This window comes from Streptomyces sp. NPDC001315, from assembly GCF_042896175.1.
GTDB lineage: Bacteria > Actinomycetota > Actinomycetes > Streptomycetales > Streptomycetaceae > Streptomyces.
Map to the genome: position 1 here is coordinate 91,760 of NZ_JBIAWZ010000020.1, position 26,487 is coordinate 118,246.

The following is a 26,487-nucleotide window of genomic DNA, read 5'->3' on the forward strand; positions in this document are numbered from 1 at the left end:
GGCCGCACTATGGCAGCAAAGAGATTCCTATAGGGATATATGACTCGATGCCACCCGCCCGCATGGCCCACATGGAGGCACCCCGGTCACCGCGCTCGTGGCGCTGCCGCCGCGAGGGAGCCACCGAAGCGCTCGGCGCGTTCGCACTCCCGGTCCCACTCTCAGCCCTGAGTGGACGGCACCGGAAACAGCATGCAACTGCTGGTGGCGTGAGCCAGGAGGCGATCCTCCGCGTCGACCAGCGTGGCCTCGGCGAGGGCGGTCCGACGGCCGCCGTTGATGACCCTGCCGATGGCGCGCACCGTGCCGGTGTCGACGGTGATGGGGCGCAGGAACTTCACGGTCAGGTCGAGCGAGGTGTACGCCACACCTTGCGGGAGGGTGGAGTGGACGGCGCAGCCTGCCGCCGAGTCGAGCAGGGTGGCGTAGACGCCACCGTGCACGCTGCCGATCGGGTTGTAGTGCTCCTCGCCCGGTGTCAGCGAGAACACTGCGCGGCCGGGTTCCACCTCGTCGAGCGAGAAGTCCAGGGTGGCGGAGATGGGCGCCCCCGGCAGGCGCCTCGTCTGCATCTCACGCAGGAACTCGATGCCGGAGACCCGCGCGGCGGCCGCCGCCACGGTCGCGGGATCGTCCCACTCATACGTACGTGTCCGCCCCACGGCGCACCGCTCCTCTCACCTGACTTCGTAGATCGAAGCTAGCTGCGGGAACGTCTGACTGTCAACGACGAAGTGAGGCTGCCTACCATGACGACATGGAGTGGCTTGAGGCGAGCACGGAGAACTGTCCCGTCCAGCGCACGCTCGACGTGATCGGGGAGAAGTGGACGCTGCTGATCCTGCGTGACGCCGTCAACGGGGTCCGCCGGTTCGACGACTTCCACCACCACATCGGCCTGTCGGAGTCGGTCCTGAGTGACCGGCTCCGGAAGCTGACGTCGGCCGGCATCCTGCGGACCGTCCCGTACCAGGAGCCGGGCAGCCGCCCCCGCAACGAGTACCGCCTGACCCGCAAGGGCTGGGACCTGTGGCCCGTCGTGGTGGCGCTGCGCCAGTGGGGCGAGACATACACCCCCGACCCGGAGGGCACCGTCCTGGACGTGCGCCATACCGGGTGCGGAGCTCCGGTACGCGCTGTCGTCGAGTGCTCTGCGGAGCACTCGGCTCTGTCCCCCAGGGAAGTCACCGCCCGTTTGGGCCCCGGCGCCCGCCTCCGGTCGTGAGCCGTGCGCGGTATCTGATCCTGCGGAGCCACCGCGCATGGCCGCTCCCGCGCCTCGGGTGACGCGCGTCAGCCGCGTCGGCCGAGCCGTGAGCCGGAGTGCAGCCCCAGAGCCTCCCTCGACACTGGTGGTGAATGAGGGGAGGTCCGGTCGGTCACCGCTGCGCCGTGGACCACGTCGGTCAGCGCGTCGATGCCCGCCCGGTGACCTTCGCTGCGTGTCGGTACTGGAAGACGCTGTTCGCCGCGGGGCTCTTCCTCCGCCGTTGGCGTCCGAGCCGGTGGCTGTCGGTGCACCCACATCGGAAGCGCGGCAGGGCGCCTGCGCGGATCCGGCTCGGCGTGCGTCGAGGGCTGCGGGGCCAGGCCCGCACGGTGCCGTGCGGGCCTGGCGGCGTGTCAGTTCTGCAGGCGCCAGTGCTGGTTCGCACCGCCCGTGCAACTCCATAGCTGAACTTTCGTCCCGTTGGCAGTCCCCTGGCCGCTGGCGTCCAGGCAGAGCCCCGACTGCGCTGCTGTGATCGTGCCGTCGGGATTGACGTTCCACTGCTGATCTGCCTGCCCGCTGCAGTCCCAGATCGCCGCCGGAGTGCCGTTGCCCGCTGTCTGGCCGACGCCCAGACACTTGTTGCCGTAGACAACCAGCTGCTTTCCGGCGGTGTAGGTCCACCGTTGGTTGGAGCCGCCGTTGCAGTCCCACAGTTGTGCCTGTGTGCCGTTGGCCGTGGTGGAGTTGTTGATGTCGAGGCAGCGCCCCGACTGCTGGCCGATGACCTCTTGGTTGCCGGACGGCGGTGGCGAATTCGAGCCGAACTGTGTGAAGAACTCCCACACCGCTCCCGACGTCCAGGTGCGCCAACCGTCACCGGTGGAACCGTCGATGGGACCGGGGTCGTGGCCCGCTCCGTCGAACGCGGCCCAGACGACGGGGTAGCCGGACCTGCATCCGGAGTAGGTGGTGATGATGTGCGTCAGGCTGCCGTTGGCCGGCTCGGGCGGGTTCTGCGGGGTGCAGCCGTTCGCCCGGACGAAGGTGTCGCGCAATTCCCGTCCCGACGAGATGGGCAGCACGTTGTCCCTTATGCCGTGCAGACCCATGTACGCGATGGGCTGAGTGCCGCCGTTGCACCCGCTGAGGTTCGCGCCGGAGTAGACCGCGACCGCGCGGAAGACCGTCGCCCGGGAGCAGGCGAGGGCGTACGACATCGCGCCGCCGTAGCTGAAGCCGGCGGAGTACAACTGGGTGGTGTCGACGCACAGACCTGATTCGATCTGGCTGACCATGGCGTCGACAAAGGCCACGTCCTGACCACCGGAGTTGGCCCAGCCGTTGCCGATTCCCTGGGGGGCGACGAAGATCGTGCTGTTGTTCGCGTTGTCCGCCAGGCGCCGCAGGCCGTAGTAGGACCAGTTGTAACCGTCCGTTCCGCCCGAGTCGACGTCGCCCGCCGTGCCGCCCCGCCAGTGGAAACCGAAGATCAGCCGGTAGGGGTGGTTGCTGTCGTAGCCGGCGGGGACCCGCAGTATGTAACTGCGCGTCTGGCCGCCGCTTTGAATCGTGTGTGTGCCACTCGTCAGCGTGGGGGCCTTGCCGCAGCCGGCGGTCGGACTGAGGGCGCCGGTGGTCGTGGCCGAGGCGGGCGCGCCGAAGCCGCTGCTGAACGAGGTGCCCGCAGCCGTCAGGACGAGAAGTATCGCGGCCACGATGGACATTAAGAGCGGTTTGCGTTTCATACATACCTTCTTCCGCAATCGGGCGATGGGCAGGGAGCGCCGGCCGGTTGGGGAGGGGTGCTGTGTGCGGCGGTGACACCGCGACGAATGCGGCGGCGGTTCAGACGGCGGTGATGGTCCATTCGTTGTTGGTGCTGGAGTTCGGTGTCCACATCACCGTGGTGGAGCCGACGGTGGTGCTGCCGCTGCCGTCAAGGGCGGTGCCGGTGCCCCGATTGACGATCTGGTAGCGGTTGCCGCCGAGGCTGTTGAGCGACCACTGCTGGTTGTTGCCGCCGTTCCACGCGCCCTGGCGGGCGGGAGCACCGTTGGCGGAGTTGCCCCAGCTGTCGGCAGCCATGCCGTTGGTGCGGTTCATGATGCGGCAGTAGCCGTTGCCGAGGTCGATCAGCTGCCACTGCAGATTGGTGCTCCCGTCGTAGTTCCACTGCTTGAGGTTGGAGCCGGAGGCGACGTTGCCCCCGCTGTCGAGCGCCAGTCCGCTGGTCACGTTGGCGATCTTGACCCAGGTGGTGGAGCCGCCCGGCGCGCCCAGGACGGGGATCTCACCGGAGAAGGTGAGCTTGACCGTGTACGCCAGGGCGTTGAACGGCGGGTTGGACGACGGCATGGTGAGGTGCAGGCCGGAGGCCTCCTGGGTCGGTGCGGGCAGGTCGATGTAGGTGCCGGCGGTGTTGTTGAGCAGTTTGGCGCCTGTCAGGCTGCTGAGGTTGATCTGGTTCGAGTTCAGCGTCGTGATGGTCATGGTGCCGCCCTGCCAGCCCAGCGCCGTGGCGTAGAGGACCTTGTTGTCCCGGCTGCGGGTGAACCGGATGTCCTGCGGTTTGCCCGCCACGGGTCCGCTGAACGAGCCCCCGCCCATCTTGGTGGGGCCCTCGCCGTAACTGGACCAGGAGCGGGTGGCATAGACCGCCTCTCCGAAGCGGCCGAGCCAGTCGCCCATGGCGAGCAGGATGGACTGCTGCCCGGAGGGGATGGTGCCGTCGGCCATCGGTGCGATGTTCAGCAGCATGTTGCCGCCCTTGCTGACCCGGTCGATCAGCGAGTGGAGCAGTGCCTGCGTCGAGTAGTAGCCGATGCCCACCGTGTAGCACCAGCTGGAGGAGGAGATGCTGTCGTCGGTCAGCCAGTAGGGGGTGAGCAGCCCTGCCGGGCCGCCGCGCTCGAAGTCGAAGACCTCACCCTTGTCGTTGAGGCCGTCCTTGTAGGTCGCGGCCACGTCCTTGTTCCACGAGACCGCCTGGTTGTAGTAGTGCGCGAGGAACTGGAGCCGGTACGACTCCTGCACCAGGCCCAGGTCGAAGTCCTGCCAGACCAGGTCCGGCTGGTACCCGTCGATGATCTCGACCAGCTTGTCGTACCAGAGCTTGTTCTCCGCGGTCGAGCCCTGCTGGCCGTAGAGGATGCGGAGCGTCGGGTCCGACTGGGACGGCACGTGGTCGAAGAAGCCGTTGAAGTGGTAGGCGTGGTGCAGCGAGGCCATGAACTTCAGCCCCTGCCCGCGGATGGCCTGCGCGTGCAGTGCCACGAGGTCGAGTCTGGGGCCGTGCTGGACCGAGTTCCACGGGTTGGAGCGGCTGTTCCACATGGAGAAACCGTCGTGGTGTTCGGCGACCGGTCCGGCGAACTTGGCGCCCGCGGCCTTGAACAGCTGCGCCCAGGCGTCCGGATCCCACTTGCCGCCCTGGGAGGCCGGTTTCGGGGCGAACTGCACGTAGTTTCCGGCCTTGTCGCGGGCACCGTCGATGAAGTTGTTGTACGGCCATACCGAGGGGTCGCCGTAGGTGGCGATGTGGTGCTGGTTCTCGGCCGAGCCGCCGATGTACATGTTGCGCGGATACCACTCGTTCCCGAACGCGGGGACGCTGAAGACGCCCCAGTGGTAGTAGATGCCGAACTTGGCGTCCTGGAACCAGGCCGGGGCCGGGGGATGCTGGTCCACGGAGGACCAGCTCGCGGTGTAGCTTCCGGGGCCGTCGGTGGCGGCGGCCTCGGGGGCGAAGCGCAGCAGGCCGAAGGCCGTGGCCGCGCCGGCCGCCGCCAGCAGTCGGCGCCTGCTGAGCGGCAGGGAAGAGGAGGACATGTGGGGCCTCTCGGGGGAATTGACGGAGGTGATGCGGGAGTCGGTGATCGTCAGCCGGTCACCGGATCAGTCGCGCGTCCACTGCTGGTTGGTGCCGCCGTTGCAGGTCCACAGCTGCAGCAAGGTGCCGTTGGCCGTTCCCGCGCCGGTGGCGTCCAGGCACAGGCCGGACTGGACACCGGTGATCGTGCCGTCGGCGTGGATCGTCCACTGCTGGTTGCTGCCGCCGGTGCAGTCCCAGATGTCCACCTTGGTACCGGGGCTGGTGCCCTGGCCCGAGGCGTCCAGGCAGTCGCTGCCGTAGACCCGCAGCTCGCCGGCCGAGGTGTCCGTCCACTGCTGGTTGCTGCCGCCGTTGCAGTCCCACAGCTCCACCTGGGTACCGGCCGTCTGCGACTGGTTCGGCACGTCGACGCACCGGCCGGAACCGACCCCGACGATCGCGCCGGTCGTGCCGCCGTTGTTTCCGCCGCTGCCGGGGGTGATGGACAGGTTGTCGAACTGCGCCGTCTCGCCCTGGCTGGTCGCGTAGCCGATCTGCCCGCCTGCCCAGGTGCGGTCGTTCACGGAACCGACCGTGGCACCGTCGATGACGGCGGTGATGGTGGTGCCGGAGAAGGTGAGGGCCAGGGTGTGCCACCGGTTGGTGCCCAGCGCCGCGGTCGTGCCGCCGGCCAGGGTGGTGACGTTGCCGTTGGTGTTGGAGTTCAGGACCGACCAGGCCCCGGTGTCGCTCACCCGCAGGTGATAGGCGTTCAGCCCTCCGGTGCTGCTGTAGTCCTGTGCGTTGGCACGGCCGATCAACTCGGCGTATCCGGGCTGTTCGAGCATCACCTCGGACGAGACGGTGTAGTTGCTCCAGCTCACGTCACCGAGCAGGGCGTGCGGATCGGACAGCGCGTCCCAGGTGATCGGCTTCTGCGGGCTCATCTGCCGCACGCACTTGCCGCTGCGGCCGCCGCCGCAGCCCGCCACCTCGAAAGCGCCCTGCCAGTCCATGAGGTACTTCGCCTCGGTGCCGGTGGCGTAGCCGTCGAAGGAGTCACTGTACGGCAGGCTCAGTGCGCCCCGGCCGGGACCGGCGGCGGTGCCCTTGCCCTGACCGGTCGTGGTGGTCAGGGTGTACATGTGTCCGGGCTGTACGGTCAGGCTGAAACCGCTGCCGGACGGGGTGATGTCCGTGGCGTGCACGAAGTAGTTGGCCGGGTTTCCGGAAGTGACGTCGGTGGACCAGACGTGGACGGTTTTGGCGGACAGCCCCCCGGTGATGTTGAAGTTCAGCGTCTGGGCGCTGCCCGCGTCCATCGTCTCGATGACGGTGGAGTAGTCGGAGTTGTTGGTGGACTTCAGCGAGACGTAGCTGCCGTTGTTGCGGTTGCCTCCGATGTAGCCGCTGGAGGCGTCGAGGTACCGCCACCCCGGGGCGGTGAACTGGCTGGTGTGTGCCATCACCCAGGTGTTCTTGCCGATCGAGTACGAGCCGGACCACGGCTGCGAGGCCAGGGCGAGCCCCATGGTGGGGTACGGGAGGTTCGGTGTGAGCGCGGCGACCACCGGCCAGTTGAGGTACGCGGTCATCCGTCCGTCGATGTATCCGCGGTTGATGCCGCGGGCCATGGCCTGCGCTCCCCCGTTGTAGTCGTCCGAGCCGTTCTCGCTCGCCCACAGCGTCTTGCCCGACGATGTGGCGGCCGACGGCACCGAGCAGTCGGACTGGGACGACCGGTAGCCGCAGGGATAGTGCGTGCCGATGACGCTCACCGAGGCGGCGAACGCCGGGTTGGAGTTGATGTCGCCCGCCACGGCCCAGTCCGAGTCAGCGGCGACGATCTTGACGTTGCCGTAGCCGTTGCTGTTGAGCGCGCCGCGCAGCTGCTGGTACCAGGAGACGTTGTAGCCTCGCTCGTTCCACCCGCCGAGGTAGTCGATGCTCAGCCCGTGCTGCTTGGCGCAGCCCAGCCACGAGAGCAGGTAGTTGGTCATGTCGGTGGACCAGAAGTTCCCGCCGCCGATCCAGCCGGGCGCCCCCCAGGCGAGCCCGTACAGCTTGATGTCCGGGTTGCGCGCTTTGGCCTGCTCCATCAGCCACCATTCGTAGCCCCGGTCGCAGTTCAGGTCGGACCGGGTGTGCTGGTGACTGGGCTCGGCACCCGAGGTGGAGTTGGTGTCACCGCCGATCTCCGCTTTGAGGATCTGCAGGGAGGCGCCGTAGCCGGGCCGGAACAGGTAGTCGAGGATCTGGCCGCGCTCGGGCTCGGGATAGTCGATCAGGAGTCTGCTGTTGCCACCCCCGCCGCTGATCGCGCCGACGCCGTCGAAGGTCCGGCCGCCGGACGCGCCGTTGATCGTGATGGAGGTGGCGGCCTGGGCCGGCGCGGCGGCCGTGCCCACGATGCCGCCGGCGGTCAGGATGAGGCCCGCGAGCACGGCCGTCGAGGCGCGCAGGCGCCGGAACAGCCGGCTGAATGCTGACACAGTGAGTTCCTTTCGCAGGTCGGAGGTGTCCCTTGGCCGCCGGGGCGGTCCGGCCAAGGGCCGCGATGGCTGCGCTGATCGTGGTGGCCGTGGCTCCACGGTTGCCGGAGGTCGCTCGCGGGCCGGCGTCCGTGGAGCCGCGGTCAGCGCAGGATGAAGTCCTGGTTCGTGCCGGGCGTGTTCTTGCACTGCCACTGGTCCAGTTGCTGCCCCAGGTTGCTGCCGGCGCCGTAGACGTCCAGGCACAGACCACTGTTCTTGTTCTGGAACTCGTAGGAGCCGTCGGGCTGCCGCATGGGCAGCCAGAGGCTGCCCGCCGCCGCGCCGGTGGCCTGCTGGACGATGTCCGGGGTGCCCGCCGCCGTGGAACTGCCGGCCACCGCCACGTCCAGGCCGGAGTTCTGCGCCCGCAGTTCGCCGTAGCCGCCCGAGGCGGGCACGAACCGGAACTGCTGGTTGCCCTGCCCGTTGCAGGTCCACTGGTCGATCGCGGCGCCCGCGCTGCCGGAGTTGCCGTACACGTCCAGGCACAAGTTGTTGTTGGCGACCACGAGTTGGTGGTAGCCGTCCGGGAAGCCCCCGCCGCCGGACGAGGCCGGTGTCAGATAGACGGCGAACGCGTCGTGCGAACCCTGGAACGTGAACGGCACGGTGATCGAGCCGCCCGAGGCGCTCACGTTCTGGTCGTACACGGTCTGCGGCGCACCGAGCGGCGCCTGGTCCGGGATGCGGTGGACGGTGACGTGCACGCTGCCGGCGTTCGTCAGCCAGGGTACGGACGACAGCCCGTTGAAGGTCACGGACGCGGCGCCGGTGTACCCGTTCGAGTCGCCGATGACGGCCACTGCGCGTTTGTTGGCGGAGTCCTCGGAGGCCGAGATCGCCGTCGAGCCGACCTGGCCGGAGGTGTCGACGAGGGTGCCGGTCATGTCGGCGTAGTCCCGAAGGGCCCACCAGTTGCCGGTCGGCTGCCAGCCGCCCCCGCTCTGGGTGAGGACTCCCGTCAGGTTCGGGGTGACGCAGCACACCCAGTTGCCGCGCATCGCGTTGGCGTACCCGGACTGCGCGAACCGCGCCAGGTACCAGGCCGTCACCCCGGCGGTCTGCCGGTCGGCCGGCTGGTACTCGTTCGAGGACAGTGGCAACGGACCGATGCCCGCCGAGCTCAGTGCGTTGTCGAGGCTCTGCGCGACGGTGACCGGGTCGTCGACATCGCCCTCGTTGTGGTTGGTGATCATGTCCGGCACCGTCCCGGCCGCCTTGACGTGCGTGAGCCAGGTCTGCCATTCACCCGGGTTGCGCTGCGGGGTGAACGCGAGTGACGGCCCCACGATCTGCGCACCGGGGGCGATGCGCCGGATCTCCCGGTAGGCGGTGTCCCACATCTGGAAGTACTGGGCGCTGTTCACACCGCGGGTCCAGAAGGCGGAGATGTCCGGCTCGTTCCAGATGTCGTAGGAGTACGTGAGCCCCGAAGCCTGGAGCGCTCCCACCGTGGAGTCGATGAAGGTGATCCAGTTGGAGCAGTCGCCGTTGTCGCACGGGTACCTCGTGTTCGACGGCTGGCCGCCGTTCGCGCCGTAGATGTCGCTCACCAGCACCTGGTACTGCGCGTGGTAGGGCGGCCGGGTGAGCCGTTTCGCCTGCGCGATGATCGAGTCGACGTCGGCCCGGGTGGCCGAGCCGTACTGGTAGCCGTCCCTGATCCAGCCGCCGGAGAACCATCCACCGCCGCGGAACGCGTTGATCCCCAGCGGCTGAAGGAACTGGTCCACGGGCTGGCTGCCGTCTTCGCTGATGCCGTAGAGGAACCCCTCCCCCACGCCGGTCGACGGCCCCCGGCTCGACGCCAGGTTCACGCTCAGCGACGTGGCCGAGGCGGCCTGGCTCGTGGACGTCGACAGCAGCGACAGCACGAGTGCCAGGACGATGCCGGCCACCAGTGCCGGACGTCTGGGTCTCGCTCTCGTCCTCATCCGTTCCTCCTGCGATCGGGTGCCGCTGCGCTGCCCCACGGCGACATGCCGGGGCGGCGGTCGGACGCCGCCCCGGAGTCGAGCGCGGGTGCCTCACCGGGTCAGCTCAGCGACCATTGCTGGTTGGATTGGCCGTTGCAGGTCCACAACTCCACTGGGGTGCCGTTGGCGGTGGCGGCGCCGGTGACGTCCAGGCACAGGCCGGACTGGGCGTTGGTGATGGTGCCGTTGGCGTTCAGCGTCCACTGCTGGTTGCTCTGGCCGTTGCAGGTCCAGGTGATGACCTTGGTGCCGGGGCTGGTGCCCTGCCCGGAAGCGTCCAGGCACAGCCGGCTGCCACCGGAGTACACGGTGAGCTCCTGGGAGGCGGTCTTCGACCAGGTCTGGTTCGCCGCACCGGCGCAGTCGCGGATCTGTGTCTGCGTACCCGCCGTCGTGGACCCGCCCGGCACCTCCAGACACCTGCCCGCACCCACCGCGTGCAGCGCACCCGTCGTACCTCCGCCGCCCACCCCGTAGCCGGCGGCGGTGATGGCGGCCTGCACGGCGTTCTCGGTGGCGTCGGAGGGATAACCCGCCGTCATCGCGCCTTCGAAGAACTCGCCCACGCCATTGGGACTGTTGTCGCCCCCGGTGCCGAGCAGGACCGAACTGTCCACCTTCATGGGTGAGTAGCCGTTCGGCAGAGGACCGGAGAAGGTGGTGGTCAGGCCACCGCTGCTGCCGTTGCCGTATTTGAGCGTGAAGTTGCTGGTGCCGTTGTTCTTCAGCCACGCGCTGACGAACTGATAGTGCACGCCCTGGTTGTTCGGGTCTTTGTTGGAGCCGGTGTTGGTGTGGAACATGCCGTTCTCCAGGTCGGCCTCGACCCAGGGGCCGCTGCCGGTGCAGCCGCCGAACCAGCAGGCGTTGCCCCAGTAGATGGCGTTCATGGTGGCGTCGCCGGTGTCGGTGTGGGAGTTCTCTCCGCTGCCGTAGTCGAAGCAGCACCACTGGTTCGTGTAGTTCGACGACGTCACCATGTAGATGCCCTCGGGCTGGGATCCGGTGGCCACGCCACTCGCGTGGTCGATCCGGTAGCCGACACCGGGGGTGACCTTGACGCCGAAGACCTGATGGCCGGCCGCGGTCACCGGCAGGGCCATGGCGTCGGCCCCCACGTCGGATCCGTTCGGGCCGGGGCCCTTCCAGTAGCCGCCCCAGGAGATCGGCAGGTCGTTGTGTCGGGTGGTCTGGTCGTAGATCTTCGTGATCGTGCACGACGTGCCCGCGCAGAACGACACCTGGGACGCGGCGTCGGCGTACCCGCCCGCGCCGAGCACCCCGATGTCGCGGTAGCTGTGGTCGGAGGACCGCTGGATCTGGTACAGCGGCCCGTTGTACGACGCGAAGAGCGCCCTGGTCGTGGCGTGCGCCGTCACGCACGGCGTGCCGCCCGCGGCATAGATGTCGCACGGAAGCGACGCGTCGGCCGCGGCCGCGTTCGTCGGCGGGGTCAGCGCCTGCTCGTTGCCGAGCGCGGCGCCGGACTGCGCCGTGCTCAGGGAAAGGAGGGGGGCGGCTGCGGTGAGCAGCACGGCCGAGAAGGTGAGCGCCAGGGTTCTGCGCAGGGACAGCGGCGTGGACAGCGGCCGAAGATCCCTGGCTCTCGCAGTGGTCGCGGGCATAAGTCATCGACTCCTGAGCCGAGTTGGGGAGCTGGGAGGAGTTCAGCGGTAGCCGGCGGCGGTGATATTGGCCTGCACCGCGTTGTCGGTCGCGTCGGAGGGATAGCCGGCGACGATCGCCCCTTCGTAGAAGGTGCCGGCGCTCAGGTTGGCGCCGCCGTCGGGCTTGCAGCAGTCGCCGCCGCTGCCCAGGACGATGGCTCCCTGTTTCTTCATGGGGCTGTATCCGCCCGGAAGCCCGCCGTCCCACAGGGTGGTCAGGCCGCCGGACTGCGCGTTTGCGCCCTTGAGGGCGAACCTCGACGTCCCGTTGTTCTTCAGCATCGCGGTGACGAACTTGCTGGGAAAGGCACGCTGGTTGGTGTTCCAGGACTGGCTGCCGCCGGAGTACAGGCCCCACTCGAGATCGGCCTGCACCCAGGGGCCGCTGCCGACGCAGCCGCCGAACCAGCACTCGGTACCGAAGTTGATCGCGTCCATCGCCCCGGCGGCGTCGGCCTTCCTGGTCGTCTCGCTGTTGCCGTAGTCGAAGCAGCAGCCACTGTTGACGTGGGTGCCACTGGTGACCATGTACGCCCCCTCGGGTGCGGCTCCGGTCGGCACGCCCGTCAGGTGACCGTCCCGCCAGTAGCTGTTCCCGGGATTGATGTACAGCGAGTACGCCTTGGTGCCCCCTGCGGTCAGCGACTCGGAGGTCGCCTTCGCGGGACTGCTCTGACTCGATCCCGGGACCTGGGCCGAGCCCTGGTACCACAGGTCGTTGCCGTGTCCGGACTGGTCACGGACGACCGTGATCACACACAAGGTACCCGCGCAGAACGCGTCCTGCGCCGCCGCGTCGGCGAAGCCGCCGGGCGCCAGCACACCGATGTCCCTGGTCGCGTTGTCCGAGGAACGCCTGACCTGGTACAGGGCGCCGTTGTACGAACCGTAGAGCGCCCGCACCGTACTGTGCGCGGCCACGCAGGGCGTACCGCCCGCGGAGTAGATGTCGCACGGGCCCGATCCGCTGGGCGGAGGTGTCGGGGTGCTCCACTTCTGGTTGCTCTGGCCGTTGCAGGTCCACAGGATGACCGCGGTGCCGTTGGCCGTGCCCGCTCCGTTGACGTCCAGGCAGAATCCGGACGCCACACCGGTGACGGACCCGTCGGAGTTCTGTCGCCACACCTGGGTCGGCCGCCCGTCGCACGACCGGATGACCACCGGGGCTCCGGGAGCCGTCCGGTTGTCGTAGGCGTCCACGCACCGGGTGCCGTTCATCGTCCTCAGCTCACCCGCCGACGTGAACTCGAACGCCTGATTGACCTGGTCGTTGCAGTCCCAGATGTCCAACACCGTACCCGGCGTGTCGACGTTGCCCTTGACGTCCAGGCACCGCCCCGACGCCGAGCTCACCAGGGAAGCCACAGATGCCGATACCGACCATGTCGGCGCGGTCGCCAGCAAGACGGTGAGCAGTGCCATCACGCATACGGCGGCGGTTGCCGACAAGCGTGGTCCACGAGCGGGGTTCCGGGGCGAAAAGGATGAAGGCTGCATTCTGTTCCTCGAAATATGTGGGGGAAGGGGGCAGAGAGCGCCGTGCCTGTCCGAGGGAATCCAGCCGGGGCGGTCCGTCGACCGCTCCCGTCAGCGGGCCCGAATGTCCTCACAGAGAACACTCAGACATCCCATGTTCCATAGTGATCCCACACACCTGACACAGTGTCAATGCATGCGCCTCACCGAATCGGAACTCGATCCATCCCATGTTTTGCCTTGGTCAGCTCGCCATGACGGCATGCCGGAACCCGCGTCCGGCGACGGTCGCCGTGCCGGACGCGGGGATGGGTTCGCGGTACTCCGAAAAACGGACCGCGGGCAGGAGCGCGCGCTTGGCGCCGATCACCTCACCTGAAGTTCCAGTGCTGGTTGGCGCCGCCGGTGGAGTCCCAGATCTGGACGGGAGTTCCGTTGGCAGTCTGCCCGCCGGGAGTCTCCAGCGCCCGGCCGGAAGCGACGTTGATCAGGGTGTACGAACCGTCGCCGTTCCGGCTCGCCCGCCAGTGCTGGTTCGCACCGCCATTGGCATCCCAGATCTCCATCCGCGTGCCATTGCCGGTCTGGCCACCCGGCTCGTCCAGAACCCGCCCACTGCCGATGTTCGTCAGCGTGTACGAACCATCACTGTTCTGATTCGCCCGCCACTGCTGGTTCGCGGCAGCACCGTTGGCGTCCCAGACCTGCAACGGCGTGCCGTTCGCCGTCTGCCCGCTCGGCACGTCCAGCACCCGCCCCGCGGCGACATCGCTCAGCGCGTACACCTGGCCCGAGACGATGCCCCCCGAGTTCCCCGTACCGCCGCCCAGCGCGGACAGGACCGCGTCATAGGCCGGCTTCTTGCTGCCGTTGCCGCTGAACAGCAGCGGGTTGTCGCCCGACCGCCACGAGTCGCTGTCCCTGATCCCCCACACGGTGATGCCGGTGCAGCGGGGGACGTTCATGCACGCCTGCACCGTGTTGGCGTAGGCGGTCGTCGATGCCTGGGCGATGTCGAGTTCGGTGATCTGGACGTCGACGCCGAGGGCTGCGAAGTTGGCCAGGGTGGTCTGAAAGCTCGACGGTGGGCCGCCGGCGCCGAAGTGGCTCTGGAGGCCGACGCAGTCGATGGGCACGCCGCGGGACTTGAAGTCGCGCACCATGTTGTAGACGCCCTGCGTCTTGGCGTCCGACCAGTTCTCGATGTTGTAGTCGTTGTAGCAGAGCTTGACCGAAGGGTCGACGGACCGGGCGGTGCGGAACGCCTCCTCGATGAAGCCGTTGCCGAGCACGTCCTGGAACACCGAGCTGCGGTGCTGGGTGGAGCCGTCGGCGAAGGCTTCGTTGACCACGTCCCAGGCATAGATCTTGCCCTTGTAGTGGTTCATCACCGTCGTGATGTGGTTGTTCATCACGCTGCGCAGCGTGTTGGCGTCCCTGATGCCACTGACCCAGCCGGGCAACTGCGAGTGCCACACCAGGGTATGGCCACGCATCTGCTGACCGTGCGCGGTGGCGTGGCCGACGATCTGGTCGCCCGGGCCGAAGTTGAAGTTGCCGCGGGACGGTTCGGTGGTGTCCCACTTCATCTCGTTCTCCGGGGTGATCATGTTGAATTCCCGGTCGAGAATCGTGGAATACGTCGAATCGCCGAGCCGCCCGGCGGCCACGGCCGTGCCGAAATAGCGGCCGCTGTCGGCCGCGGCCGCGCCCAGCGTGCTGGAAGCCGCATGGGCGGCGGGCGCCGCTGTGCCCGCCAGGGCCAGTACCGTGCCGGCTGTCAAACCGGTGACCGAGACGAGGGCCTTGCGAAGACGGGGCCGCTCATTGAGCCAGGACATAAAGGATCATTCTCCTTGTGTGTGAGAGGGGATGACACCGACCGCGAGACGGTGCTGCGAGTCGAGTCGGGTCACGGGCTCAGCAGAGCGGTCCACTGCTGGTCGGTGCCGCCGGTGCAGTTCCAGCTCTCGATCTGGGTGCCGTTGGCGGTACCGCGTCCGTTGGCGTCGAGGCACTTCCCGAGCGCCCGCAGGGTGCCGTCGGAGCGCGCGGAGCCGGTCGGGGACGGTCGGGACCTGGTAGCTGCCGTTCAGGTCGTCGGTACCGATCTCCAGGGTGACCACGTGCGGCCGGTGACGGGCGAGCCCGGAGTCCGCGATGCCGGTTATCCGGTCGATCCGCCGGCCGGAGTGGCCTTCGTTGTCCGGGTCGGACATGGTGTCGTTGCGACCCGTGCTGACGAAGTCGAGGGCGTGCCCGTCGGCCGCCGGCTTTCCACAGGAAGCCCCGGTGACTGTTCCCGGACGGGCTGCCGACGCCCCAGGTGATCGAGTCGCCCAACGGCATCAGCCGCAGGCCGGCGGGCGTGGCGGCGGCCCGTGCGGCGGAGGGCGGCGACTCGGTGGCGGTGGCCGCCGCCGCGGGCAGGGCGGTTCCGACGCCGAGCGCGGCCGTCAGCGCGGCGGCCAGGGGTGCCGCGTACTTCATCAGCGTTCCTCACTGGTGCGGGACAGTGGGTGGGGGGAACGAGCACGCGAGCCGGTCAGCGGGGGGTGAAGTCCTGGTTGCTGCCGCCCGTGTTCTTGCAGGGCCACTGGTCGAGCTGCTGACCGAGGTTGCTGCCGCCGCCGTAGACGTCGAGGCACAGGCCGCTGTTCTTGTTCTGGAAGGAGTACGAGCCGTCGGACTGGCGTACCGGCAGCCACAAAGTGCCGGCCGTTCCGTCCGGGGCCTGCTGCACGATGTCGGGCGTACCGGCGGCCGTGGAGCCGCCCGACACCGCCACGACGTGTCCGGAGTTCTGCGCCCGCAGTTGCCCATAGCCGCCCGAGACCGGCATGAACTCGAACTGCTGGTTGCTCTGCCCGTTGCAGGTCCACTGGTCGATCGCGGCGCCCACGCTGCCGGAGTTGCCGTACACGTCCAGGCACAGGCTGTCGCTGCCGATCACCAGCTGGTGGTAGCCGGTGGGGAAGCCACCGCCGCCCGAGGACTGGACGCCCGCCTGTTGGATGACCTGCTGCGCGCCCTGCGGCCAGTTGGTGCCGCTGACCAGGACGTTGCCGGTGAGGACGTTGTTGTGCGGAGGACCGGTGGCCACGTACGTGTTGCCACCGTTGTACCAGTTGCCCGAGAAGGTGCTGTCGTCGGTGTGGTTGTTCGCGTTGGCGTTGGTGAGCGCCCAGTTGCCGGCATCCTGCACCACGTTGTCGGACACCGTCAGGTACCGGGAGCCCTCGTCGAGGTACAACGCAGTGGTGTGGTTGTTGCCGTACATGTAGTTGTCGGAGATCACCGAGCCGGGGCTCGCGGACAGGCTGTAGATACTGCCGCCGTCGAACATCGCCTTCTTGGTGTCGAAGACCAGGTTGTGGGAGACGGTGTTGTTCTTCAGCGTCGTAGGAGTGCTGTAGACGGGCTGGTAGTTGTACGTGCCCCGGTTGACGTAGTCCTGGCTGCCGCCGGGGTCGTTGATCCCCCAGCCCCAGCCGATGTCGATCCCGTCGTAGGGAAGGTGGTCGCACTGGTTGTGGGTGATCGTCGCGTTGGTGACGTAGGTGGACAGGATGCCCGCGGTCTCCTTGTAGTCGGTGCCCACCCCGGTGATCCGGTTGTCGCTGATCACGATGTTCTGGTTGGTCATCTGCGGGTTGCCGGGGTGGTGCGCGTCCGGCTGGATCCCGCCGACCTGGATGCCGCTTCCGGCGATGTCGGTGAACGTATTGCCGGTGATGGTGACGCCGCCCGCGCCGAGTCCGGTGCCGGAGGCCGTGGTGACACCGTCGTTGCCCACGCCCAGTCCGGCCTGCCCGAGTTCGGAGAACGTGTTGCCGGAGAACGTGATGCCGGTGGCGGCGGAGACCTGTACGGCCGCGGGCATCTGCGCCCAGTGGTTACGGACGGCCTCGAACTGCGGGCACCCCGACTTGCAGGTGCTCAGCCAGTTGGCGGGCATCGCGTAGGCACCGGTGATGTGCGCGCCGCTCTGCTGGTCCGCGTATCCGTCGGATCCGCTCGGGCCGAGCCAGGAAGTCCCGGTGAACCGGACGCCGGCGAACCCCAGGCCGGTCGCCGGTGAGCCGTAGCTGCCGCTGATGCCGAGCAGGCTCTGCAGCCGAGGCAGTTCGATGTCGAGGCTGTTCGGGTTCTGCCCAGGCTGGGCCCGGTAGTACAGGTCGCCGGTGGACGAGTCGAGATACCACTGTCCGGCCTGCTTCAGGAACGCGTAGTTGTTCTCCAGATACATGGTCCCGCCGGCGAACGGCGCGTTGATGGTGTCGTAGCCCCAGGAGTTGTTGTTCCACGCGGGCTGCTGCATGGTGATGGTCCGGCCGCTGATCGACTGGACCGGCGCGTAGCGGTCGGTGAAGGAGTTGAGGCTCTCGACTTCCATGTGGTTCTGGTCCGAAAGGCCGGCCAGGTAGTCGAGAGAGGAGTCGGTGACCGTCAGGCCTGTCTGGGTGAAGGTGAAGCTGGAGCGGGGCACCTGGATCGCCGCCCGCGGTGCCTCCTTGCCGTTCACGTACAACTGACGCGTGTTCACGCCGGTGCCGACGTGGACCGACCAGATATTGCTGCTCTGATCATGCACCTGCCAACCTGACATCTGCTGGGCGCCACTCACGACCGGCTGCTGCCCGGACACGGCCTGGTAGGTGATGGTGTGGCCGTTCTGGCCGCCGTCGCCGGAGCCGAAGGTCAGCGGCTTGGACAGCCGGTAGGTGCCACCAGCCAGGTAGACCACCACGTCCGAATCGGCCGAGAGCCGGTGCGCGGGCTGCTGCGCCTGGTCGATCGTGGCGAACGGCTGCTCCGCGGTGCCGTTCCCGCCGGGAGCCGCACCCGGCGCCACGTACAGGGCGGCAGTCGACGCTTGGGGCTCGGCGGGTACGGCGGACGCGGTCCCGGCCGTGGCCAGGCTCTGGGCCATCAAGGCGAGCAGGGCCACGGGGGCGGCCCAGAGGCCGCGCAGCACTCTGGTTCTGGACATCGTCATCCTTCAGTGGTGGCGCACATGGGCCGGTGGTGTCGGGGCGGTGTGGCGTTGGTCGCTGTCGAGGCCGCCGGTACAACGCGCCCACTCCGGGGTCGGGCGAGGAGGATCGGGCGATTCGGCCGGACGGTCGGAGCATCCATGTGGAGCTGCCCGCCGGGCGTCGGCACGGGGATGCCTGTATCAGGTGGCGGTGGCCCGTGGCCCGGGTGAGCCGACCACTGGAGCCGCTGAGGTCAGTTGAGACTCCATTGCTGGTTGGATTGGCCGTTGCACGGCCAGAGTTCGGCCAGGGCGCCGTTGGCCGTGGAGGCGCCGGTGACGTCGAGGCAGAGTCCGGACTGGGTGCCGGTGACGGTGCCGTCCGAGTTCAGCTGCCACTGCTGGTTGGCACCGCCGTTGCACGGCCAGGTCACCACCTTGGTACCGGCGGACGTCTGGTTGTTGTACGCGTCCAGGCACATCTGGCTGCCGCCGCTGTAGACGGTCAGCTGGTTGGAGGACGTGCGGGTCCAGGTCTGGTTGGCAGCACCACTGCAGTCCCAGATCTGCAGCTGTGTACCGGCCGTGGTGGACGAGTTCGGCACGTCCAGGCACTTGCCCGCGCCGACCGCGTGCAGCGCACCGGTGCTCGTCCCGCCGGAGGAGTTGCTGTATCCGGCCGCGGTGATGTCGGCCTGGACCGCGTTCTCGGTGGCGTCCGACGGGTAGCCTGAGGTCATCACGCCCTCGTAGAAGGTGCCTTGGGCGCCCTTGCTGTTGTCGCCGCCGATGCCCAGGATGATGGCACCCTGCTTCCGCATCGGGTTGTAGCCCGGGACGTTGGGACGCGGTCCGTCGTAGAAGGTGGACAGGCCGCCGGACTGCGCGTTGCCCCCACGGATCGCCCAGTGGTTCGGGCCGCCCTTGATGATGGCGGTCGTGTACCGGTGGTTGATGGTCGGGTCACCCGCGTTGTAGTGCTGGTCGACCCCGGAGAACAGGCCGTTCTCCAGGTCGGCCATGATCCAGGGGCCGTTGCCCGAACCGTAGCCCCAGACCTTGATGTTGCCGAAGTAGATGGCCTCCATGGTGCCGTTGCCGTCGTCGTTGCTGTCCGTCTCGGCGTTGCCGTAGTCGAAGCAGCAGCCGCCGTTGTAGTGCGTGCCGTCGAAGATCGCGTACATGCCCTCGGGGTTGTCCCCGGTGGCGATACCGTTGGTGTGGTTGTTGCGGTAACCCGTACCGGGCGCCACGAAGACGCCGTAGGCCTTGTGACCCCCCACCGTGGTGGGCGCGGCGGTCGCGTTCGCCAGGTTGTCGGGGCCGCCCGCGGCACCGCCGCCCGGCGCCTGAGTGAGGTTGTTGCCGCGGCCTGACTGGTCGTAGATGATCGTGATCAGGCAGGTCGTGCCCGAGCAGAACGAGTCCTGGGAGGCGGCGTCGGCGTAACCGCCCGCGCTCAGGACGCCGATATTCCGGGTGGTGTTGTCCGAGGCACGCCGGACCTGGTACAGCGGCCCGTTGTAGGAGGCGTACAACGCTCGCGTCGTACTGTGCGCCGCCACGCAGGGTGTACCGCCTGCCGCGTAGATGTCGCACGGCCCGGAGGTGGCGGCCCGGGCCGTGCCGGCCGTGGCCGTGGCACCGGCCAGAGCTCCGGCGACGAGCGCGGCCGCGGCCCCCGCCCGGGCCCAAGTTCTCCATCGAGGGCGGGCCCGGCTCGTCGGCGGAGGAACGTGTGCCTGAGGCGGCAGGGTTTCGGGCCTGCCGCGGTGCCGTAACGCCGCGAGTAACCGCTGGACGCCACCGCGCCCGGACGGCAGGCGGCGTCTTGTACGTGTGGTTCCCACCTGATCCCCCTACCGTGCCGACGCAACCCGGTCAGGTTGTCGTGGTCGCACTGACAAAAGCCGAAGCGCTTGAACTGCCGTTGTGCAGTGAGATTGCAGAGAGGTTTCGGGGGGAGACGGTGCCCCCCGGTTTCGCGGGGCCGTCAAGGATGCGGAACTCCCTGCCACGAACCTTGCCGCGGAATCGATTCGACAACTGATTCCTGTGGTTCGCAAGCTGTCAGCGCGCTCGAAAAGTTGCGATGTGACGGCAGTGACGACGCCGCGACCGCCCGCCGTGCGGGCGCTGCGGGCCGCGCGGGTGTGCCCGACGGCCGGGACCGGATCAACGGATGACCCATCATCGTGCCGGTGAACAGGGACGTAGCCGTAGCAGCCCGGAACACGGAGCGCCGGTTCGGAGGGCACCGCCGAAGCGGCGGCGCCTCGGCCCGCGCGTCCGCGCCGCCTTCACCGCGGGACGCCATACCGCTCACGGCAGCGGCGCTTCCCGCCGACGAACCACCGGTCACTTCGCCGCAGTCACCGTCGCGGCGCAGGCCGTGCCGTTAAGGGAGGGTGAAACTCCCCTTCCGAAGCCGCGGTTGCTCACGCGCGGGCCCACTTCTGGTTGGCCTGGCCGTTGCAGGTCCACAGGATAAGCGGGGTCCCGTTCGCGGTGCCGGCCCCGTTGACGTCGAGGCACAGCCCGGCGTGGACGTTGCGGATCGACCCGTCGGAGCCGACGGTCCACTTCTGGTTGTCCTGGCCGTTGCAGGGCCAGGTGATGATCCGCGTGCCGTTGGCGGTGCCCTGGTTGTAGGCGTCCAGGCACTTGTCGCCGAAGACGCGGATCTCGCCGCCGGCCCACGTGGTCCACAGCTGGTTGGCGGCGGTGTGGCAGTCCCAGATCAGTGCCGTGGCCCCGGCCGCGGTGGAGGCGTTGTCCACGTCCAGGCAGCGGCCGGACGCGTTGCCGCGCAGCCGCGAGGTGGTGGCCGCCAGCGGGCTGCCACCGCTCACCCGGAACACGGCCACGCCGTGTGCGGGGACGCTCGCCGAGATCTGCCCGGACGTACCCGATGTGCCGCCGGTCCACAGGTCCGTGAGGGTGAACGGCCCGCCGGACAGGCCGACTTGCGCTGCCGACGCGGTGACCGTCGCGGCACCCTCGCCCCGGTTGAACAGGCCCACCGCGACCGAACCGTCCGACAGGGGCTTGGCGAACACCTCCGTGCTGCCGTCGTCGCGCACCCTGCGTCCGCCCGCGCCCAGCGAGTCCTGGTTCACCGCCAGCAGGCGCGGGTTGCGCAGGATGGCGCTCACGTCGGCGGACATGGTGCGGATGTCGTTGCCGGCCATGAGCGGGGCACTCATCAGCGCCCACAGGGCGAAGTGGGAGCGGGACTCGGTCAGTGACAGGCCGGGACGGCCGACGACCAGCATGTCCGGGTCGTTCCAGTGTCCGGGACCCGACTGCGCAGCCAGCGGCGCGGTGACGTCCAGGACGTTGCCGACGCCCATCGGATAGCTGTTGGTGTTGCCGTTCTGCCAGATGTCCAGCAGATCCTCTGTCGTCCGCCACAGGTCGGCGACCTCGCCCCAGTTGTACGTGGCGCCCGTGATGGCGTGGAAGCTGTTGGGGTTGATGCTGTAGACGATCGGCCGCCCGGTGGCGCGCAGGGCATCGCGCATCAGCGTGAACCGCGCGACCTGCTCGTCACGGGTGCCGCTGGAGGAACACCAGTCGTACTTGAGGTAGTCGACGCCCCACGAGGCGAACGCGGCGGCGTCCTGGGCTTCATGCCCACTGCTGCCCGTCGACCCCGGATAGGCGCCGCTGGTCTGCGCGCAGGTGCGTTCGCCCGGCACCTGGTAGATCCCGAACTTCAGACCCTTGCCGTGGATGTAGTCCCCGAGCGCCTTCATCCCGCCGGGGAACTTGGTCGGGTTGGCCCGCAGGTTGCCCGCCGCGTCCCGCTGCGGGTCGAACCAGCAGTCGTCGACCACCACGTACTGGTAGCCGGCGTCCCGCATACCCGAGGACACCATTGCGTCGGCGGCCTGGCGCACCTGGGCTTCGGTGACCCCGCACCCGAAGCTGTTCCAGCTGTTCCAGCCCAGCGGCGGAGTGAGCGCCGGACTGCCCGGCGCGGCCGAGGCGGTGGAGTGAGCGGAGGCCGTCATGGACGCGGTGAGCGTCAGCACGGTGGTCGCGAGGAGGCGGAGCAGTCGTCCACCTGATCGTCTGGGCACCAAGGGCTCCTTTGACGGAAGGGCGCCATGGGTGGGTGACACGAAGATCGATGTCACGTCCATGACACTGAGGAAGAGAGAAGGGTGGCTGGAAATTTCGTGTGCCATTCGGAAACTCAGGGCTTCACGGATACTAAAGAGGCGATCGAACATGTCAACACCCACCGCCTTCACGATGCGACCACGAAGTCTGCGGAAGGCGCCGCATCCGCACCATCAGGGCAACTGGCCTGCGGTGACGCGGAATCAGCCGATTCGAATGTTTCGAAGTCGCCAACGATTCGTGCGAGAGGTATTGACGGGGTTCACTGACCTCCTATCATCCAGGATGCTCGACAAGTCGATCCATGTTCGAAATCCCGTATACAGAGCAGCCGCTCCGCACGAACCGGGCAGGGCACCTCCGGACAACTCCAACCACCAACGGCCGGGCCACACAAGGAGAACGCCACACGTGCATATGTCATGGACTCATCAAGTCCTGTCCCGTCGCCGCGCATTGACGGCCGCCACTGGCCTGGCCGCCGGTGCCCTGCTTCCTCCGGCAGCGGCCCCCGGCACCGCCTCCGCCCAAGGGCCGGCCCTCACCACCGCGGCGGCCTTCACCAACCCGGTGATCTGGCAGGACTTCGCGGATATCGACGTCATCCGGGTCGGCAGCACCTACTACGCCTCGGCCTCGACGATGCACTACTCGCCGGGCGCACCCGTCCTGCGTTCGTACGACCTGGTGAACTGGGAGATCGCCGGCCACTCGGTACCCGTGCTCGACTTCGGCGCCAAGTACGACCTCAACGGCGCCCGGGGCTACGTCCGAGGCATCTGGGCGTCGTCGCTGGCCTACCGTCCGAGCAACCGGACTTTCTACTGGCTCGGCCAGATCGACTTCGCCAGGACGTACCTCTACACCGCCCCCGCCGCCGAGGGGCCATGGAGCAGACTCACGACGATCGGCACGCCGTACTACGACGCCGGGCTGCTCGTCGACACCGACGACACCCTGTACGTGGCGTACGGCAACACCACCATCAACGTGGCCCAGCTCTCGCCCGACGGCCGCAACCAGGTCCGCACGCAGCAGGTGTTCACCACACCGTCGAGTGTCGGCACCCTCGAAGGCTCCCGTTTCTACAAGATCAACGGGCAGTACTACATCTTCCTGACCCGTCCCGCGAACGGGCAGTACATCCTGAAGTCGTCGAGCGGCCCCTTCGGCCCGTACACGCTGCGGCAGGTCCTCCTCGACCTGCCCGGGCCGATCCCCGGCGGCGGTGTCCCGCACCAGGGCGGACTGGTGCAGACGCAGAGCGGCGCCTGGTACTACCTGGCCTTCGTGGACGCCTACCCCGGTGGCCGGATGCCCGCCCTGGCGCCCATCACCTGGACCCCGGACGGCTGGCCCGTCGTACAACTCGTCAACGGCGCATGGGGCACCTCGTATCCCAGCCCGGCCGTGCCCGCTCCGCCCCGCCAGGTGACCCCCATGACCGGCGTCGACACCTTCGACGGTACGACCCTCAAGCCGAGGTGGGAGTGGAACCACAACCCGGACAACACCAAGTGGTCGGTCGACAACGGACTGACCCTGCGGACCGCGACCGTCACCGACGACCTGTACTGGGCCCGCAACACCCTCACCCACCGCATCCAGGGCCCGACCTCCACCGCCACGGTCCAGCTCGACCACTCCGCGATGCGCGACGGCGACCGCGCCGGACTCGCGCTGCTGCGTGACTCCTCCGCCTGGATCGGCGTCAAGCGCGACGGCGGTACGACGCGGCTGGTGATGGTCAACGGGCTGACCATGGACGGCAACTGGAACACCACCGGCACCGGCACCGAGGCCGCGAGCGCGCCCCTCTCCGGCAGCCGCGTCTGGCTGCGCGCGAACGCGGACATCCGCCCCGGCACCGGACGCCCCGGCACCTTCTCCTACAGCACCGACGGCACCACCTTCACCCGCCTCGGGCCCGACTTCTCCCTGGGCAACGACTGGCGGTTCTTCATGGGCTACCGCTTCGCCCTCTTCAACCACGCCACTCAGGCGCTCGGCGGCTCGGTACGCATCGCACGGTTCGAGCTGACCACGCCCTGAAGAGGTCCACCGATCGCACCACGCAACCCCCCACCCCCCACGAGGAGAACCATGGACCCGCTGAAACGGCTCGGCTGTCGCCGAGCCTTGGTCCTGGGCCTGCTGGCCGCGACCGTCCTGGCGACACCCGGGACCGCGACCGGCGCGCCCGACGCCGTCCAGGCCTCCACCCTGGGCGCCCAGGCGGCCCAGTCCGGACGGTACTTCGGAACCGCCGTGGCCGCGGGCCGGCTCGGCGACGGCACGTACACCGGCATCCTGGACCGTGAGTTCAACTCGGTCACCCCCGAGAACGAGATGAAGTGGGACACCACCGAGCGCTCCCGCGGCTCGTTCAACTTCGGGCCCGCCGACCAGATCGTCAACCGCGCCGCCGCGCACGGGCAGCGGATGCGCGGCCACACCCTGGTCTGGCACTCCCAACTGCCCGGTTGGGTCAGCTCCATCAGGGACGCGAACACCCTGCGCACCGTGATGAACGATCACATCACCACGGAGATGAACCACTTCAAGGGCAAGATCTACGCCTGGGACGTGGTCAACGAGGCGTTCGCCGACGACGGCAGCGGCCAGCTCCGGAGCTCGGTCTTCCGGGACGTGCTGGGCAACGGCTTCGTGGAGCAGGCGTTCCGCACGGCTCGGTCGGCCGACCCGGCGGCCAAGCTCTGCTACAACGACTACAGCATCGAGGACTGGAACGCGGCCAAGACGCAGGGCGTCTACCGCATGGTGCGCGACTTCAAGTCCCGCGGCGTGCCCATCGACTGCGTCGGCTTCCAGTCCCACTTCGGCACCGGCGGACCGCCGGCCGGCTTCCAGACCACGCTGTCGAACTTCGCCGCCCTCGGCGTGGACGTACAGATCACCGAACTGGACATCGCGCAGGCGCCGGCCACGGCGTACGCGAACACGGTCAGGGCCTGCATGAACGTGGCCCGCTGCACCGGCATCACGGTCTGGGGCATCCGAGACAGCGACTCGTGGCGCAGCGGCGAGAACCCCCTGCTGTTCGACCGCAACGGCAACAAGAAGCCGGCCTACAACGCGGCACTGACCGCGCTGGGCGGCACCCCCACCGCAGCGAGCGGATCAACCACCGTGCAACGTACGGCAATTCGCTTGGCCAAGCCCGCCACCGCCCTGCCCTCCACCTTCAAATGGAGCTCCAGCGGTGCGCTGATCTCGCCGAAGCCTGACGCGACCCACAACATCGCCGGGATCAAGGACCCGACGGTCGTCTACTACCACGGCAAGTACCACGTGTTCGCGAGCACCGCGAACGCCTCCGGCTACAACCTGGTCTACCCGAACTTCAGCGACTGGTCAGGCGAAATGATCCGCGCCGGCTACGACCAGACACTCACCATTCCCGCCTGCCGACTCCAGTACCTCTACCAGGGCAAGGACCCCGACGCGAGCGGCGACTACAACAGTCTCCCGTGGCGGCTCGGCCTCCTCACCCAGACCAACTCCACCTGCTGACCGACCGTGCCATGGGGAGCGCTTCCGGTGGGAGCGCTCCCCATGCTCACCGCCGACCTTCGGACACATCCCTGTCAGAAAGCCGAGGTACCGTCATGCGCCGCAGACTCCTCGCCCTGGTGGCAGCGCTCTCCTCGCTGCCCCTGGCGCTCGCCACCGCACCGTCCGCCCACGCGGCCGACCCGACGACCATGACCAACGGGTTCTACGTGGACCCCGACTCCAGTGCGAAGCGGTGGGTCGCCGCCAACCAGGGCGACGGCCGGGCGTCCGCGATCAACGCCTCCATCGCCAACACCCCGACGGCCCGCTGGTTCGGCTCCTGGAGCGGTACCATCGGCACCGCCACCGGCTCGTACGTGGGCGCCGCCGACTACTGGGACAAGCTGCCCATCCTCGTCGCCTACAACATCTACAACCGTGACTACTGCGGCGGGCACTCCGCGGGCGGAGCCTCTTCGCCGTCCGCCTACGCGAGCTGGATCGCCCAGTTCGCGGGCGGGATCGCGGGCCGCCCGGCCGTCGTCATCCTCGAACCGGACTCCCTCGGGGACTACGGCTGCATGACCCAGGCGCAGATCGACGAACGGGAGGGGATGCTCACCGGCGCGCTCACCGAGTTCAACCGTCAGGCCCCCAACACCTGGGTCTATCTCGACGCCGGCAACCCGGCCTGGACGAGCGCGGCAACCATGGCCAGCCGCCTCCACGAAGCGGGCCTCCGACAGGCCCACGGCTTCTCACTCAACGTCTCCAACTACCTGACCACGGCCGAGAACACCGCGTACGGCAACGCCGTCAACAGTGAACTCAACGCCCGCTACGGCTACACCAAGCCGTTCGTCGTGGACACCAGCCGCAACGGCAACGGTTCCAACGGCCAGTGGTGCAACCCCTCAGGCCGCCGTATCGGCACCCCCACCCGGCTGGGCGGAGGCGCCGAGATGCTCTTGTGGATCAAGGTTCCGGGCGAGTCCGACGGCAACTGCGGCGTCGGAACCGGCTCCTCGGCCGGACAGTTCCTGCCCGAGGTCGCCTACAAGATGATCTACGGCTACTGATCGAGGACCGCTCGCGCGCAGTTTCCGGCAGCCGGTCAGGGGCGAGGACCTTCCTCCAGCTTCTCGAAGAAGAACTCGTTCTTGAGGCAGGAGACGTCGGACTCGTGAC

General features: G+C 68.4%; 15 protein-coding genes and 1 pseudogene. 4 read left to right on the forward strand and 12 right to left on the reverse strand.

Going from position 1 to position 26,487, the window contains the following annotated elements; genetic code table 11:
- Positions 1-161: 161 nt before the first annotated feature.
- Entirely contained in the window at positions 162-662 is a 501-nt protein-coding gene (locus ACFY16_RS35020; RefSeq protein WP_390651265.1) for a PaaI family thioesterase, read from the reverse strand.
- A gap of 95 nt (positions 663-757) precedes the next feature.
- Between ACFY16_RS35020 and ACFY16_RS35025 the strand changes: the two genes are divergently transcribed.
- On the forward strand, positions 758-1,225 hold the full coding sequence (locus ACFY16_RS35025; RefSeq protein ID WP_390651266.1) for a winged helix-turn-helix transcriptional regulator: 468 nt from the start codon (positions 758-760) through the stop codon (positions 1,223-1,225).
- A 398-nt stretch (positions 1,226-1,623) separates the two neighbouring features.
- Here ACFY16_RS35025 and ACFY16_RS35030 read toward each other — a convergent pair whose 3' ends face one another.
- The 11 genes and pseudogenes from ACFY16_RS35030 to ACFY16_RS35080 all read right to left on the reverse strand — a co-directional run bounded on the left by ACFY16_RS35030 (position 1,624) and on the right by ACFY16_RS35080 (position 21,740).
- On the reverse strand, positions 1,624-2,937 hold the full coding sequence (locus tag ACFY16_RS35030; RefSeq protein ID WP_390651267.1) for a ricin-type beta-trefoil lectin domain protein: 1,314 nt from the start codon (positions 2,935-2,937) through the stop codon (positions 1,624-1,626).
- Positions 2,938-3,058: 121 nt separating this feature from the next.
- Positions 3,059-5,041, reverse strand: a complete 1,983-nt coding sequence (locus tag ACFY16_RS35035) for an alpha-L-fucosidase (protein WP_390651268.1) — start codon at positions 5,039-5,041, stop codon at positions 3,059-3,061.
- 66 nt (positions 5,042-5,107) lie between these two features.
- Complete coding sequence (locus ACFY16_RS35040; protein WP_390651269.1) at positions 5,108-7,516, reverse strand: ricin-type beta-trefoil lectin domain protein; 2,409 nt, start codon at positions 7,514-7,516, stop codon at positions 5,108-5,110.
- A 143-nt stretch (positions 7,517-7,659) separates the two neighbouring features.
- Entirely contained in the window at positions 7,660-9,492 is a 1,833-nt protein-coding gene (locus tag ACFY16_RS35045; protein WP_390651270.1) for an RICIN domain-containing protein, read from the reverse strand.
- Between the two features lie 101 nt (positions 9,493-9,593).
- A complete protein-coding gene (locus tag ACFY16_RS35050; RefSeq protein WP_390651271.1) occupies positions 9,594-11,159 on the reverse strand; it encodes an arabinofuranosidase catalytic domain-containing protein in 1,566 nt (521 codons plus the stop codon).
- A gap of 42 nt (positions 11,160-11,201) precedes the next feature.
- On the reverse strand, positions 11,202-12,623 hold the full coding sequence (locus tag ACFY16_RS35055; RefSeq protein ID WP_390651272.1) for an arabinofuranosidase catalytic domain-containing protein: 1,422 nt from the start codon (positions 12,621-12,623) through the stop codon (positions 11,202-11,204).
- A gap of 428 nt (positions 12,624-13,051) precedes the next feature.
- Positions 13,052-14,518 (reverse strand): annotated as a pseudogene (locus tag ACFY16_RS35060) (endo-1,4-beta-xylanase); the annotation flags it as partial.
- A gap of 71 nt (positions 14,519-14,589) precedes the next feature.
- Complete coding sequence (locus ACFY16_RS35065; RefSeq protein WP_390651287.1) at positions 14,590-14,712, reverse strand: RICIN domain-containing protein; 123 nt, start codon at positions 14,710-14,712, stop codon at positions 14,590-14,592.
- A 510-nt stretch (positions 14,713-15,222) separates the two neighbouring features.
- Complete coding sequence (locus tag ACFY16_RS35070) at positions 15,223-17,670, reverse strand: RICIN domain-containing protein (protein ID WP_390651273.1); 2,448 nt, start codon at positions 17,668-17,670, stop codon at positions 15,223-15,225.
- A 239-nt stretch (positions 17,671-17,909) separates the two neighbouring features.
- Positions 17,910-19,307, reverse strand: a complete 1,398-nt coding sequence (locus ACFY16_RS35075; protein ID WP_390651288.1) for an arabinofuranosidase catalytic domain-containing protein — start codon at positions 19,305-19,307, stop codon at positions 17,910-17,912.
- A gap of 786 nt (positions 19,308-20,093) precedes the next feature.
- On the reverse strand, positions 20,094-21,740 hold the full coding sequence (locus ACFY16_RS35080; protein WP_390651274.1) for a glycoside hydrolase family 27 protein: 1,647 nt from the start codon (positions 21,738-21,740) through the stop codon (positions 20,094-20,096).
- Between the two features lie 460 nt (positions 21,741-22,200).
- Between ACFY16_RS35080 and ACFY16_RS35085 the strand changes: the two genes are divergently transcribed.
- The 3 genes from ACFY16_RS35085 to ACFY16_RS35095 all read left to right on the forward strand — a co-directional run bounded on the left by ACFY16_RS35085 (position 22,201) and on the right by ACFY16_RS35095 (position 26,378).
- Positions 22,201-23,835 carry a glycoside hydrolase 43 family protein gene (locus tag ACFY16_RS35085; RefSeq protein WP_390651289.1) on the forward strand — a complete coding sequence of 545 codons (1,635 nt, stop codon included), beginning with the start codon at positions 22,201-22,203 and terminating at the stop codon, positions 23,833-23,835.
- A 51-nt stretch (positions 23,836-23,886) separates the two neighbouring features.
- Entirely contained in the window at positions 23,887-25,317 is a 1,431-nt protein-coding gene (locus ACFY16_RS35090; protein WP_390651275.1) for a non-reducing end alpha-L-arabinofuranosidase family hydrolase, read from the forward strand.
- Positions 25,318-25,412: 95 nt separating this feature from the next.
- A complete protein-coding gene (locus tag ACFY16_RS35095) occupies positions 25,413-26,378 on the forward strand; it encodes a glycoside hydrolase family 6 protein (protein WP_390651276.1) in 966 nt (321 codons plus the stop codon).
- Positions 26,379-26,487: the final 109 nt, after the last annotated feature.

What these genes read in the sequence shown, in the direction of transcription:
- ACFY16_RS35030 (WP_390651267.1), bottom strand. Translation starts at nt 2,937, where the DNA reads ATGTCCATCGTGGCCGCGATACTTCTCGTCCTGACGGCTGCGGGCACC.
- ACFY16_RS35095 (WP_390651276.1), top strand. Translation starts at nt 25,413, where the DNA reads ATGCGCCGCAGACTCCTCGCCCTGGTGGCAGCGCTCTCCTCGCTGCCC.
- ACFY16_RS35025 (WP_390651266.1), top strand. Translation starts at nt 758, where the DNA reads ATGGAGTGGCTTGAGGCGAGCACGGAGAACTGTCCCGTCCAGCGCACG.
- ACFY16_RS35045 (WP_390651270.1), bottom strand. Translation starts at nt 9,492, where the DNA reads ATGAGGACGAGAGCGAGACCCAGACGTCCGGCACTGGTGGCCGGCATC.
- ACFY16_RS35070 (WP_390651273.1), bottom strand. Translation starts at nt 17,670, where the DNA reads ATGTCCAGAACCAGAGTGCTGCGCGGCCTCTGGGCCGCCCCCGTGGCC.
- ACFY16_RS35085 (WP_390651289.1), top strand. Translation starts at nt 22,201, where the DNA reads ATGTCATGGACTCATCAAGTCCTGTCCCGTCGCCGCGCATTGACGGCC.
- ACFY16_RS35035 (WP_390651268.1), bottom strand. Translation starts at nt 5,041, where the DNA reads ATGTCCTCCTCTTCCCTGCCGCTCAGCAGGCGCCGACTGCTGGCGGCG.
- ACFY16_RS35050 (WP_390651271.1), bottom strand. Translation starts at nt 11,159, where the DNA reads ATGCCCGCGACCACTGCGAGAGCCAGGGATCTTCGGCCGCTGTCCACG.
- ACFY16_RS35055 (WP_390651272.1), bottom strand. Translation starts at nt 12,623, where the DNA reads ATGGCACTGCTCACCGTCTTGCTGGCGACCGCGCCGACATGGTCGGTA.
- ACFY16_RS35090 (WP_390651275.1), top strand. Translation starts at nt 23,887, where the DNA reads ATGGACCCGCTGAAACGGCTCGGCTGTCGCCGAGCCTTGGTCCTGGGC.